The sequence below is a fragment of the Spirosoma agri genome (assembly GCF_010747415.1).
Lineage (GTDB): Bacteria > Bacteroidota > Bacteroidia > Cytophagales > Spirosomataceae > Spirosoma > Spirosoma agri.
Window position 1 is genome coordinate 188,280 of sequence record NZ_JAAGNZ010000001.1, and the last position, 13,891, is coordinate 202,170.

Sequence of the window (13,891 nt, forward strand, 5' to 3'; positions counted from 1 at the left end):
TTATAATTTTGGCTGGTCGATTGTGGAATATTCCCCACAGAGTGTGGAACACAGTGTGGGGATAATGTTTAACAAACTCGCTTCTTTAGCTAAACAGATATGCACAATCGAAACATAGTATTATCCATACCAAAAAACCTTTCTTCAAAAAAGCTTAATAGCTTCTCCGAAGAAAGGTTTTTTTGAAACAGGCTTTAATTTTTATACCAGGCCCTCTTTCAACAGGTCATGCAGGTGAATGAACCCTTTGACACGATTATTATCAGTAACAATTAGCTGGGAAATATCCCGATCTCTCATTAATTGAAGGGCACCCATCGCATATTCGTCAGCGTCGACACATACAGGATCGGTCGTCATGACATCGTGAGCCTGAAGTTCCCAGAACGTATTGTGCTGATAAGCCATACGGCGTATATCGCCGTCCGTTACGATACCTGCTAGTAATCCGGACTCATCGACAACGGCGGTTGCGCCGAGTCGTTTTGCCGAAATCTCAAAAATTACATCCCTTACCGATGTGTCGAGCGATACTTGTGGGCATTGGTTATGGGGAAATATATCACCAACTTTCAGGTAAAGCTTTTTGCCGAGTGAACCACCTGGGTGATATCGGGCAAAATCGTGTTGGGTAAAGCCTCGCGCTTCCAGAAGGCTGATAGCCAGGGCATCGCCTAACGCTAGGGCAACCGTTGTGCTGGTTGTTGGGGCCAGATTCATGGGATCGGCTTCACGTTCGGCGAAAGCATGTAAAACAAAGTCTGAGTGCTGAGCCAGGTAGGAACTACGATCACTGACAAGTGCGATCAGTTGCACATTGGCTCGCTTCAACAGAGGCAGCAGAACTTTGATCTCAGCCGTATTCCCGCTTTTGGAAATGATTAGAATTATGTCGTCGGCCTGAATCATCCCCAGGTCACCGTGTATGGCATCAGCCGCGTGCATGAACAAGGCAGGTGTGCCCGTGGAATTCATGGTGGCCACGATTTTTTGACCGATGAGTGCGCTCTTTCCGACTCCGGTCACAACGAGTCTGCCCGTGGCAGTAAGTATTGCCTCGACAGTTGCCTCGAACTGTTCATCGAGTAACTCGATTGCATTCCGAATCGCTTCTGCTTCGGCCAGTAATACCTCTCGGGCTATCGTCTTGGAATTTTTTAACACTTTCAACGTCAGTTTTCGCGATGAAGAATGGTTTGCAGTGTATATTCGCTAACTTTATATAGCAAAGATACGGTAAGCGAATAGAGTAAAGGTAACTTTTGTACGATTTGTAGAATGATGCAGGTTGATCAGACGGTCCATGTGACCATCAAAGAGCGGCTAAAAGAGATTTTTGGGTATAGTCAGTTCCGGGGCGATCAGGAAGCCATTATTCACAGCATTTTGGCGGGCCGTAACACGTTCGTTATCATGCCCACTGGCGCAGGAAAGTCACTGTGCTATCAGTTACCAGCTATTGTCAGTGAGGGCACAGCCATCGTTATCTCGCCCCTTATTGCCCTGATGAAGAATCAGGTCGACCAGTTAAATGCGTTTGGAATAAATGCTCAGTTCCTGAATTCGACGCTTTCCAAAGCGGAAATGAATAAGGTTAAGAAAGATACACTTAGCAGTTCACTTAAGCTTTTATATATTGCGCCAGAGTCATTAACGAAAGAAGAGAATTTGGATTTTTTAAAGAAAGCCAATATTTCTTTTGTCGCGATCGATGAAGCACACTGTATTTCGGAATGGGGTCATGACTTCCGTCCGGAGTACCGAAAAATTCGCGGAATTGTCGACAACATCGGTAATCTGCCTGTAATCGCCCTAACCGCTACGGCTACTCCCAAAGTACAGCAGGACATTCAGAAAAACCTGCAAATGGAGGACGCCAACCTCTATAAAACATCATTCAACCGTAAAAACCTGTACTACGAGATCAAGCCTAAGGTCGATGCCAAGAAGCAACTGATCAAATATGTCAAACAAAACAAGGGAAAATCAGGGATCGTTTACTGCCTGAGCCGTAAGACGGTGGAAGAGATCGCTGAACTGTTGAGAGTGAATGACATAAAAGCCTTGCCGTATCATGCGGGTCTCGATCCACAGACGCGGATGAACAACCAGGACGCGTTTCTGAACGAGGACGCCGATGTTATCTGTGCTACCATCGCTTTCGGAATGGGTATCGATAAGCCCGATGTTCGATTCGTCATTCACTACGATGCGCCAAAATCACTGGAAGGTTATTACCAGGAAACAGGTCGGGCCGGACGCGATGGCCTGGAAGGCAACTGCGTCATGTTCTATAGTTACGACGATATCGTAAAGCTTGAAAAATTCAATAAGGACAAGCCGGTTACCGAACGCGATAATGCCAAGCATCTACTGACTGAAATGGTATCGTACGCCAATCTGGGTGTTTGCCGTCGTCGGCAGCTGCTCGGTTATTTTGGCGAGTACATGGAGAAAGACTGTGGATTTTGCGATAACTGTCTGAAACCAACTGAGAAATATAAGGTCCAAAATGAAGTTGTGCTGGCTTTGCAGGCCGTTCTCCAAACTGACCAGCGGTTTGACGTTGCTCACCTGAGCGACGTTCTGACAGCGACTACGAACCAATACGTGACCAGTTACGAGCATAATCGGCTGGAGGTTTACGGGAAAGGCCGGGAGTTCAATGAGAATGCCGTTTTCTGGTGCTCGTTGCTGAAGCAGATCACCATTTACGGGTATATCGAAAAAGACGTCGACAACTACGGCATTCTGAAGCTCACACAACGGGGGCTTACGTACATTGAAGATCCTTATCCGATCTCGTTATCGAAAGATCACGATTACGAGCAGCAGGCTGTTGATCAGAAAGAAGATGACGACAAGGATTCGGATACGGCTGCCGGTGGCGTTGCCTACGATGAGGAACTGTTAGGCTTACTTAAGGCTCTGCGCAAGAAGATTGCAAAGGAAAAAAACCTGCCGCCATATGTCATCTTCCAGGATCCGTCTATGGAGGAAATGGCCACGACGTATCCAACTACCCGCGAAGAAATGGCGCAGATCAACGGCGTCGGGATGGGGAAGGTGCAGAAATTTGGCCGGCCTTTTATTGAGTTGATAACCAAATACGTTGACGATAATGACATTGAAACGGCAAAGGATGTCGTCATCAAATCCACGGTCAACAAGTCGAAAGTTAAGATTTACATCATTCAGCAGATTGACCGCAAGGTTGATCTGGAAGAAATTGCCGAATCGAAGTCGCTTTCGATGGAAGACCTGATGGAAGAGGTCGAGCATATCTGTTATTCCGGTACCCGGCTCAACCTCGATTATTACATCAATCAGGTTATGGACGAAGATCGGCAGGACGAAATTTACGAGTACTTCATGCGCGCCGAAAGCGATAATATTGCCGTTGCCATGCGCGAGTTTGGAGGAGACGATTTTACCGAGCAGGATTTACGATTGATGCGTATCAAATTCCTGTCGGAAGTAGCCAATTAAAAAGCAACAGTAGTGCGAAGTGAGGAATGAGAATATCAATGCGTAAAACTGTGCGTCAGTATTCTCATTTCTCGCTTTGCACTACTCAGACAAAATGAATATATTAATACTGGGTTCGGGTGGGCGTGAACATGCCTTTGCGTGGAAATTGTCGCAAAGCCCGTTATGTGATAAGCTGTTTGTGGCACCGGGTAATGCCGGAACGGCGCAAATGGCGACTAATTTGCCGATTAGTTACACTGATTTTTCGGCGGTTGCCGATGCCGTTCGGACAAACGCGATCGACTTGCTCATTGTTGGTCCCGAAGAACCGCTGGTGAATGGCGTCGTCGATTATTTTCGGCAACTACCCGACCTGGCTGATTTGCGGATCGTTGGGCCCGATGCACAGGGAGCGCAACTGGAGGGCAGTAAAGACTTTTCGAAGCAGTTCATGGTTCGCTATGGCATACCAACGGCTTCTTCCCAGACATTTACAGCGGCTTCGCTGACCGAAGGACTAGCGTATCTGGACAGCCATTCACTACCGGTTGTTCTTAAGGCGGATGGATTGGCAGCAGGCAAAGGAGTCATCATTGCGGAGACAACGGCGGACGCTAAAAATGCCTTATTCGAGATGCTCGACGGACACAAGTTCGGGGAAGCAGGAAATAAAGTTGTCATCGAGCAGTTTCTGCGGGGCATTGAATTATCTGTATTTGTATTGAGCGACGGCGTTAACTACAAAATTCTGCCTGAAGCAAAAGACTACAAGCGTATTGGCGAAGGTGATACCGGACTCAATACGGGAGGCATGGGCGCGGTGTCGCCTGTTGTATTTGCCAACGATAGTTTCTTGCGGAAGGTTGAAGAAAAAGTAGTTAAACCAACGCTCTCAGGACTGCAGAAAGAAGGAATTCTGTATAAGGGCTTTATTTTTATCGGATTGATGAAAGTAAACGGTGAACCCTACGTTATCGAGTATAACGCTCGCATGGGCGATCCTGAAACCGAAGTTGTTCTGCCCCGTCTTCAGACGGATTTCGCTGAGTTGATGGCGGCAACGGCAGAGGGAACGTTGGATAAAGTCGTGGTGCAGGTTTCGCCCCAAACAGCCGTAACGACGGTTGTCGTGTCAGGTGGTTATCCCGACGCGTACGAAAAGGGTAAAATAATTTCGGAGTTAGGGCGTCTGGAAGATGTGACCGCTTTTCATGCCGGAACGCTGGTCGACGGAAGTGAGATCGTTACGAATGGCGGACGGGTTCTGGCCTTAACGGCACAGGCCAATTCGTTGGAGAATGCCGTACGGAAGTCGCAGGAAGCGGCCCGGATGGTACAATTTGAAGGGAAGCAGTACCGAAAAGATATTGGTCTTGACCTGATCCGGTACGCTGATTAACCGAGAGTTTTAACGTCGTATCGTTATAAAGTTGTCTAGTTTTCATTTATTCCATTCAACTCGATAACGCTACAACCGACAACTCGATAACTATATAGATATGAGTTGTAAATCATGTGCAACCGGCGGTTGCGGAACCCAGCGAGGAGCATCCGATGGTCAGAAAACGGCCACCACAGGATGCGGTAGCGGAGGGTGCAGCACAGGAGGATGTAACAAATTAAATTCGTTCGACTGGCTCAGCGATATTGCGATGCCAGGCTTGAAATATGATGTCGTTGAGGTGAAGTTTAAAGGTGGCCGAAAGGAATACTACCGAAACGTTCACCAGCTTGATTTGACAACGGGGGATTATGTTGTCGTTGAAATGCAGTCCGGTTTTCATATTGGGGCTGTTTCGCTGCAAGGCGAATTAGTCAGGCTACAAGTGAAAAAACGGGCGGTCAAAATAAACGATGACACGAAAGTGATTCATCGGATCACGACACCGAAAGACCTCGAACGTCATGAGCAGTCTGTACTGCGGGACCTTCCCGCTCTTTATCGGTCCAGGGAAATTATTCGGGAACTGAAGCTGAACATGAAACTGTCTGACGTCGAATTTCAGTCAGACAATACGAAAGCGACGTTCTATTACTCATCGGAGGAGCGCGTTGATTTCCGGGAGTTGATCAAGATGCTGGCCAGCGAATTCAAGGTCCGGATCGAGATGCGGCAAATTAGTTTGCGTCAGGAGGCCGGTCGCCTGGGTGGTATCGGTTCCTGCGGTCGCGAGCTATGCTGTTCGACGTGGCTAACCGACTTCAAAAACATTGCTACGTCGGCTGCTCGTTACCAGAATCTGTCGCTGAATCCGGCGAAACTTTCGGGACAATGCGGTCGACTGAAATGCTGCCTGAACTACGAGCTGGACACGTATATGGATGCGTTGCGCGACATTCCCGCGATTGAGAAGCCGCTTGAAACGCAGAAAGGACGGGCCTATTTGCAAAAGACCGACATTTTTCGGAAGCTGATGTGGTTTGGTTACGGGGCAGAGAGTACCTGGTATCCGTTACCAATTAACCGTGTGCTGGAGATTACCGAATTGAACAAGCGAGGTATCATCCCGGAATCGTTCGACGTCCTGACGCCCATCGGGGAGAAAGAACCCACAACGGCAGCGACCCTGAACAGCGATCTACAGAAGCTCGACGCGAAATATGCGACGCGGAATACGAAAAAGAAAAAGAAGAAACCGAAAGGGTCGACTGATAAGGTAACCGTAAAGCCTGCCCCAAACGGAAAGACTCAATAAGTCAAACCCCGGCTCTTGTAGCTGGGGTTTGTTGTTTTGATCAATCAGGTTTTGGTCGCACTCAGAAATCACCGGTGTAAAACGGGCTGAACACGTAGTAACTGCTATCGCGCTTGGCTCGTTTGGGCGTTGTCAGGATATACAGGACAAAGCGGTGTTTGCGATCAGGACCGTCGATGGTCCATTCATCGAACGGTCGTTCGCGTGTATATAACCGATCCACCTCCCGAACGTGGACACTCTCGATTTGCTTTGGTTTGACCGCAATGCCATTGATATACGTGTCGATATCAGCGGTGTAGTCGTCATACAGCGTTAAAAAATCAGCCTTCGTGCGTTTCACAAAAGCATGTTTGTTTGCGAAGAACGTTGCTTCGAGCAGCTTATTCATCGAAAACGTATTCGACGTGCCTAGTGGATTGTCCGATATGGCTGCTGCTTCCAGATAGCGTTTATACGTCAATCGCAGCGACCCCAGGGGGCGGTTTGTGTGCTTTGTAGAAATGAAGATTCTGAACAACTCCGGCGTCTTGTCTGCTTCGGGGGCATCCTCCCATTTTTGATAAACCAGCAGATCACTGACTTCTTCGAAAGTGATCGTCGATAACGATTGAGGAGATGATTCCTGCCCGTTGATGAAAAGCTTCATCGGTCGATAATCCGACTCTCTAACCGCTAGGTGATTATTGCGCAGACACAAGAGTTCTGGGTATTGATTTATCCTTGTAAAATTGATCAGTTTTCCGTTGACCCGTCGCTGGCCAGCGTTGTTTTCGTTTTCCAGCAACGATGACTGCTGAAACCAGGGCATGCCCGATTTGTCGAGTTCGGCCGCTAAAACGCGTGTGGCGTTGGTCAGAGGAAAAGACGGGGTTGGACTTTTCATAAATAGACTCTTTTCGCTCTCTTCACGCTCAACGTGCCGGCAAGCCAGGGCCATGGTGCCCACCAGCGCACACCACACGACATACCAGACCCAGGCGATTACGCTTGATGGCGTACGATTCATCATCGCAATACGCTGGCGTAAGGTCGGGCCGCTGAATTGATTGGCAAACATGGGCGATCCCGTCGATAAACTTACCCGGACCAGGCTGTACTGATAGGCTCTCGTATCAACTCCTTCGGTCAGTACCGCCCGATCTGCACTAAATTCCAGCGATTGATGCAGCAAATGACGAAACAGATAGGCTGCAGGATTAAACCAGAACAGAATACAAACCAGCTCCGCAGTCAGCATATCCAGACTATGCCATAAGCGAACGTGGACCCGCTCATGGCGCAGAATTTGTTCCAGTTCGTCGGGATCGTGATGATCTGGATTCACGACAACCCAGTGGAAAAACGAGAAGGGGGAAGTGACCTGCCTGTCACGTACGAGGGTGAAGCTATCGTATACCTCGTGCGACGACCGGCGAATGATACGCGCCAGCGACGCAACGTGAATGCCAAGTCTGCCAAGCAGCAGCAGTACACCAAGCAGATAGAACGTAACCAAACCGCTTTGCCAGGACCATTCCCGGGAAGGGGCTTTTGTGGTAAAAGCCGGATAGGTACGTCCATTGGGAAAGGTAATCGTTACTTCGGGTTGTCTAAAGGGTGGCTCGGGTAATACACTGGGTAGGATAACCTGCGCTGTCTGCTGCATCACCTTCCGGACGGGTTGAGGCCGCCAATCGGGTAACTCCATCAGGGGAAAGGTAACGGCCGCTATCAGTCCTAACCAGAGCGCAAGGCGATTAGCGCCAAAGAATGTCTTACGCCGGAGCAGCACAAAGTAGGCAGTACTGACAATGGCCAGTAAGACATTCGCCAGCAGAACGTAGCGCAGGGTTTCCATACCGCTATTTTTTTTGTTCGATCATTGCCAGAATCTCCCGCAGTTCGTCGGCCGAAATCTTTTCGTTCTTCGCAAAATAGCTGACCAGATTCTTATACGAGTTATCGAAATAATCGCCCACCACTTTTTTGATCACGAACCGGTTCTGGTAGGCTTCCTTGCTAATAATGGGATAATACTCGTGGGTGTTGCCATAGGCCCGGTGACCGATGTAGCCTTTTTCCTCCAGATTGCGCACGATCGTTGACACCGTATTGTAGTGAAGAGGAGGGTTCGTAAACTGCGGAACCATATCTTTTACGTAGCCCTGTTCCATTTTCCAGAGCACCTGCATTATTTCTTCTTCTTTCGACGTTAACTTTTCCATAGAACAAACGTATAACTATTTGTCTAGTTTGCAAACTAATTGTCTCGTTTTTTACTATTTGAAAAGCCAGATAGCCCGTCGTAGCTTTGTAGCCTATTGAGCGGATGTATGAAACAGTTGAGTTTATTGATGGTGACCCTGTTGCTGGTACTGAGTTGCGACACCAATGCGGTCTATAAGGAATACACGGATATTGACGACGGAAAATGGTATATCAAGAATGCACCAACGTTTACGTTCGAGATTAAGGATGCGTCGATACCCTATAATATCTATTACAACCTGCGAAACAGCCTTTCGTACGGTTACTACAATCTCTACCTGACCCGCTACCTGCGTGATGCCGATGGAAAAGAGATTGAGTCCCGACTCGATGAACTGATCCTGATGGACCCCAAGACGGGCAGACCGAACGGCGACGGTCTCGGTGATCTTTTCGATCACAAATTTTTGATGAAGCGCGATTATCGGTTTCCAAAGCCGGGTAAATACACCATGCAGATCAAGCAGTACATGCGTCAGGACCCGCTCCTGAATATCCAAAGCGTTGGTATCACAGTTGAGAAAGCTATATCTACCAACTAACTTACTGATATACTGCTAATGATAGTCGATTTTCTGCGAAAAAATAGATCGTTCTTCCTGCCTTACCTTGTCGCCCTGATTGTGCTAGGTGCTTTGCAATGGCTCTATACACAGGAGCAATTGATGCAGTGGGTAAACAGTAGAAACAGTTTGATCGCCGACAACCTGTTTCCCTACGTGACGTACATGGGTGACGGCGCTTTTTTTGTCGTTATCTGCGTGATCCTACTGATCTACAATAAGCGTGTTGGCTTTGTAGCGTTTGCGAGTTTCGCTTTGTCTTCCCTGGTTTCGCTCTTCTTAAAAACGGTCGTCTTCCCCAACTCACCCCGGCCGCTCAAATTTTTCGAGCATTCAACGTACGAATATCATCTTATTAAAGGACTGGATATTTACAGCTACAACAGCTTTCCATCGGGCCATACGACCTCGGCTTTTGCCGTGTTTGGCCTACTCGCTTTTCTGGATGCCAGGAAAAAGCGGGGCTATTTCTTTGTACTGTTAGGCTTTCTGACCGGTTATTCGCGCGTGTACTTATTTCAGCACTTCGTTGAAGATGTCTATGTCGGTTCGATCGTTGGTACGCTATCTTCCGTATTCATCTACCTGTTTTTGTACCGATGGATGAAGAACGATAAGGCGCTTAAGCAAGCCTCCGGCGAAGAAGTTGCCTGATGCCATCAGAGACTAAAAACAAGCAATCCCGGTAATCAAGGCCATTGATTACCGGGATTGCTTACTCAGTTAGTAAAAAAACTAACGCAGCCGATCGGAACCACGCACCAGTTTTTCGTCCCGACGAATGAAGCGGTTAGCCAGTGCATTGCAGACGAGCGCGGCAATGATGGCATAGAAGCCCAGCAAAAAGCTACCCTGATCGGCGGGATTACCGTATGCTTTGCCGAAATACAAGGTTCTGTAAAGGACAATACCCATGATAGCCGTCAGCATCAAGGCATTCACCGCGCAAAGTGCCGATTGAGTAAGCCGGTTACGGTACTGAAAAATGGCATAGAGCGATGACAGGGCAACCAGCCCCATCAGGAGCCCCAAATACCAGACCGATGTTACCGAGGTAGACGATGCGATCTGTACGGGAACACCTGCCTGTGGGGAAACATTTTCCTGCTGACTGTATTGCAAAGCAGTAAGACTAGCCATTTCGGGTGACTTCAAGCCGGCTTTTTCCCAGAGTGGATTTGATAAGGCAACGCCCATGGCAACAGCAATAAGAAACAAAAATATCGTTTGAACACGTTGGATCATTTGTGAAATAGATGATTTGGGAGTGCAAAAATAGCCCAAAAATTGATAGTGTATGAAAGCAGATGTTCAGTTGTTGATTACGGCGGATGGATCGCATACCGCCGTTAATCAGGTACTCAATAAAACATACCATTCCATCCACGGTGCTTACCAGGAATCGCAGCGGGTTTACATTGAATTAGGCTTGTTTTCCGCGTTCGATGCGTTTCCGGATGGGCCTATCCACGTCTTCGAAATGGGATTTGGTACCGGTCTGAATGCGTTATTGACTGCGCGTGAAGCAGAACGGCAGCAACGCCAGATTTTTTATACGACAATCGACGCGTACCCAATGCCGCCGGAAGCCACCAGCCAGTTAAACTACGATCAGTTTTTTGGCACGTCGTATCTAACGGCGCTGCACGAATCGCGGTGGAACGAGCCTGTTGAGGTGAATCCCTATTTCAGATTGACAAAAATCGAAAGTGAACTCCAGGCGCTGCAAATTGATGAGCGTTTCCAGCTGATTTATTATGATGCGTTCGCACCAACTGCCCAGCCTGAACTATGGGAGACCGAAATTTTTCAGCAACTGGCCGATCTGTTGCTTCCTGGTGGATTACTGACGACGTATTGCTCCCGAAGTTATGTTCAGCGTAATATGCGGGCAGCTGGTTTTACGGTTACGAAACATTCCGGCCCCTTGCACAAACGCGACATTTTGAAAGCGGAAAAAGTACGTTAGGGCGGCCGAGGATTAAAAAATAGACGACTGCTAATTTTATCGGACCAGTGACGTTATTCTCAAAACAGTTGCTTTATCGATCGAACAAGGCTATGAACCGTCTATTTATTTTCTTTGCCGCTTTCGTTTTACTCACGGCCAGCGCGTTTCGAACCACTCTACCTACCGAGCCAGCAAAAAGCCCACAAACAGACGCCAAACATATCAATTGGCTGACCGTTCAGGAAGCCTATGCGCTGACGCAGAAAAAGCCGAAGAAGTTCGTGATCGATGTTTACACCAACTGGTGCGGCTGGTGTAAGGTTATGGATCGGGAAACATTCTCTAAACCAGCCATCGTCGACTACGTAAACGAAAACTATTATGCCGTCCGACTCAATGCCGAACAGACGCAGGATATAAAACTAGGCAAAGAAACCTTCAAATACGTCAGCTCTGGCGGGCGGGGGATTCACGAACTGGCGGCTGCACTGCTGAAAAACCAGATGAGTTACCCGACGACGGTGTTTCTGGACGAGAAATTTCAGCTTATTCAGCCCATACCCGGTTATCTGGAGCCTCGCACGTTTCATCAGGTGATCACCTATTTCGGGCAAAATTATCATCAGAAAGAGCCATTCGATCGGTACAAGGCAGGTACGTACGCCAGAGTGTATCAGGGTAAATAAACTAACCTGCAATAAAGATGGCCTATAGAGGTCAGTCGACCAACGAAAGCGGTTCGGCTGACCTCTATCCGTTTTATATACGGCGTAAACAAGCCCTCTTAAAGGCCTGCGTATATGTTTGTCTCGTATTTTTGTGGGCTTCATTAACCCTGACCAATAAGCCTGCATGAAGAAACAACTGGTTTTTCTCGTATTGGTACTAGCTGCTGTCAATGCACTGATGGCAAGTGGCGGACCCGCCCGGCCTCGATCGGGCGCGTTCCCCAGAAAAGACGCTATACATATACGTTTACGCCCGAACATACCCCCTCGTAAGTTCATAGATCCGCAGAACATGGACCTGACGGTTAAGCCGGGTGACAATTTCTACCAATATGCGAACGGAAACTGGATTCGTTCCAATCCGATTCCGGCTTCGAAAACGTCGTGGGGGAGCTTCAATGAGCTACGCGAAAAAAGCCTGAATGCGATGAAGTCGCTACTGGAGGAGGCTACTAAAACAACGACGAAGGGTCGTCTTTATCAGATGGTAGGCGATTACTATACGAGCGGTATGGACAGTCTGGCCATCGAAAAAGCCGGTTTCGACCCAATCAAGCCTGATCTGGCCCGCATCGATAAGGTAAATAACAAAGCTGCTTTTCTTAATGAGTTAGCTTACCAGCGGACACAGGGTAATGGCATGCTGTTTGGCTTCAATGTTACACCGGATCGAAAGAACGTTACCAAGTATTTGCCACAGCTTACACAGGGCGGTACAACGCTACCCGACCGTGACTATTATCTGAAGAGTGACCCGCGAAATCAGAAGATCCGTGATGCTTATCATGAGAATCTGATTAAGATGTTTGCCTTGATCGGTGAAGAGCCAACGCAGGCGTCACAGGATGCAGATGTAGTTGTGCGTCTGGAAACGGCGCTGGCAAAGGCGCAAATGCCACGGGTGGAGATGCGCGATCCATATAAGACCTATAATAAAGTGGCCGTGTCTGCTTTTAGTCCGCAAACTCCGGGCGTTAGCTGGGCTGATCAACTGAGTAAATACGGCGCGATGGGGCAGGATACCTTGCTCGTTCAGAGCCCAGCGTTTTTTAAATCGTTAGATAGCCTGCTCACGGCTACACCGATCGAGGACCTGCGGACGTATATGCGCTGGAACATTGTGAAGAATGCCGCTCCCTATCTAAGCGATGGTTTTGTGACACAAAATTTCGCCTTCGCAAAAGTGTTGACTGGTCAGAAAGAGCAGACACCGCGTTGGCAACGTGTGAGTAGTCTGATCGATGGTACGCTCAGCGACCTTCTCGGGCAACTTTATGTGCAAAGTTACTTCAAGCCGGAGGCCAAGCAACGAATGCTGGCGCTGGTCGATAACCTTGAAGCGTCTTACAAGGAGCATATCAAGAATCTGGATTGGATGAGTGAGGATACCAAGAAAAAGGCGCTTGTAAAATTGCTGGCGTTTAAACGAAAAATAGGTTATCCTGATAAATGGAAAGCATATGAAGGGGTTACAATCAGCCGGAATGATTTTTATGGAAATGTAAAATCGGCTAATAAATGGCAATACAATCATGTCATTAGTCGATTGGGAAAACCCGTTGATCGCACCGAGTGGGGGATGACACCGCCAACCGTAAATGCACAATATAGTCCGGTGAATAATGACATATCGTTTCCGGCGGCCATTTTACAATTTCCGTTCTTTGATTTTGACGCTGATGATGCTGTTAACTACGGAGGTATTGGTGCTGTGATTGGCCACGAAATGACGCACGGTTTCGATGATTCTGGCCGACAATACGACGCTGACGGCACCCTACGTGATTGGTGGAGCAAAGACGACGCTACGAAGTTCAAAGAACGGGCTGATAAAGTGCGGGACCAGTTTTTTGGCTTTAAGGTACTGGATTCGATCAAGGTGAACGGACAGTTGACATTGGGCGAAAACCTTGCTGACCTGGGTGGACTGGCCATCGCTTACGACGCGTTCAAAAAAACGTCTCAGGGAAAATCGAAGACCAAAACGGACGGCTTTACCCCCGATCAGCGATTCTTTCTGTCTTGGGCTCAAGTGTGGCGTAGCAATCAACTACCCGAATCGACTGCCCAACGAATCATGACCGATCCACATGCGCCGGATCTTTATCGTGTCAATGGACCTGTGTCCAATATTGACGCATGGTATCAGGCTTTCAACGTTCAGCCTGGTGATAAACTCTACAAACCAAAAGAACAGCGAATCAAGGTATGGTAAACGTCGATTGAGTGTGA

General features: G+C 48.1%; 12 protein-coding genes. 8 read left to right on the top strand and 4 right to left on the bottom strand.

Features of this window, described 5'->3' with window-relative positions; all coding sequences use genetic code 11:
• Positions 1-201: 201 nt before the first annotated feature.
• Positions 202-1,170, bottom strand: coding sequence for a KpsF/GutQ family sugar-phosphate isomerase (locus GK091_RS00755; RefSeq protein WP_164034743.1), 969 nt, complete (start codon positions 1,168-1,170; stop codon positions 202-204).
• A 108-nt stretch (positions 1,171-1,278) separates the two neighbouring features.
• On the opposite strand from GK091_RS00755, the gene recQ reads away from it, so the two are divergent.
• From recQ to GK091_RS00770, 3 genes are all read left to right on the top strand, one after another.
• Positions 1,279-3,489, top strand: a complete 2,211-nt coding sequence (gene recQ / locus GK091_RS00760) for a DNA helicase RecQ (protein ID WP_164034744.1) — start codon at positions 1,279-1,281, stop codon at positions 3,487-3,489.
• Between the two features lie 94 nt (positions 3,490-3,583).
• Positions 3,584-4,870, top strand: coding sequence for a phosphoribosylamine--glycine ligase (gene purD / locus GK091_RS00765; RefSeq protein WP_164034745.1), 1,287 nt, complete (start codon positions 3,584-3,586; stop codon positions 4,868-4,870).
• Positions 4,871-4,970: 100 nt separating this feature from the next.
• Complete coding sequence (locus GK091_RS00770; RefSeq protein ID WP_246202107.1) at positions 4,971-6,167, top strand: PSP1 domain-containing protein; 1,197 nt, start codon at positions 4,971-4,973, stop codon at positions 6,165-6,167.
• A gap of 61 nt (positions 6,168-6,228) precedes the next feature.
• Here GK091_RS00770 and GK091_RS00775 read toward each other — a convergent pair whose 3' ends face one another.
• Positions 6,229-8,007, bottom strand: coding sequence for a M56 family metallopeptidase (locus GK091_RS00775; protein ID WP_164034746.1), 1,779 nt, complete (start codon positions 8,005-8,007; stop codon positions 6,229-6,231).
• Positions 8,008-8,011: 4 nt separating this feature from the next.
• Positions 8,012-8,374, bottom strand: a complete 363-nt coding sequence (locus GK091_RS00780) for a BlaI/MecI/CopY family transcriptional regulator (protein ID WP_164034747.1) — start codon at positions 8,372-8,374, stop codon at positions 8,012-8,014.
• A gap of 108 nt (positions 8,375-8,482) precedes the next feature.
• Between GK091_RS00780 and GK091_RS00785 the strand changes: the two genes are divergently transcribed.
• Together GK091_RS00785 and GK091_RS00790 are read left to right on the top strand one after the other, a co-directional pair.
• Positions 8,483-8,959 carry a gliding motility lipoprotein GldH gene (locus GK091_RS00785; protein ID WP_164034748.1) on the top strand — a complete coding sequence of 159 codons (477 nt, stop codon included), beginning with the start codon at positions 8,483-8,485 and terminating at the stop codon, positions 8,957-8,959.
• An 18-nt stretch (positions 8,960-8,977) separates the two neighbouring features.
• Complete coding sequence (locus GK091_RS00790; RefSeq protein ID WP_164034749.1) at positions 8,978-9,634, top strand: phosphatase PAP2 family protein; 657 nt, start codon at positions 8,978-8,980, stop codon at positions 9,632-9,634.
• Between the two features lie 81 nt (positions 9,635-9,715).
• On the opposite strand, the gene GK091_RS00795 is transcribed toward GK091_RS00790, so the two are convergent.
• Positions 9,716-10,225, bottom strand: coding sequence for a DUF4293 domain-containing protein (locus GK091_RS00795; RefSeq protein ID WP_164034750.1), 510 nt, complete (start codon positions 10,223-10,225; stop codon positions 9,716-9,718).
• A 52-nt stretch (positions 10,226-10,277) separates the two neighbouring features.
• Between GK091_RS00795 and mnmD the strand changes: the two genes are divergently transcribed.
• From mnmD to GK091_RS00810, 3 genes are all read left to right on the top strand, one after another.
• The gene (gene mnmD / locus GK091_RS00800) at positions 10,278-10,949 is read left to right on the top strand and encodes a tRNA (5-methylaminomethyl-2-thiouridine)(34)-methyltransferase MnmD (RefSeq protein ID WP_164034751.1); all 672 of its coding nucleotides are present in this window, start codon (positions 10,278-10,280) and stop codon (positions 10,947-10,949) included.
• A 92-nt stretch (positions 10,950-11,041) separates the two neighbouring features.
• Positions 11,042-11,617, top strand: a complete 576-nt coding sequence (locus tag GK091_RS00805) for a thioredoxin family protein (RefSeq protein WP_164034752.1) — start codon at positions 11,042-11,044, stop codon at positions 11,615-11,617.
• A gap of 334 nt (positions 11,618-11,951) precedes the next feature.
• A complete protein-coding gene (locus GK091_RS00810) occupies positions 11,952-13,874 on the top strand; it encodes a M13 family metallopeptidase (RefSeq protein ID WP_246202245.1) in 1,923 nt (640 codons plus the stop codon).
• Positions 13,875-13,891 lie beyond the last annotated feature (17 nt).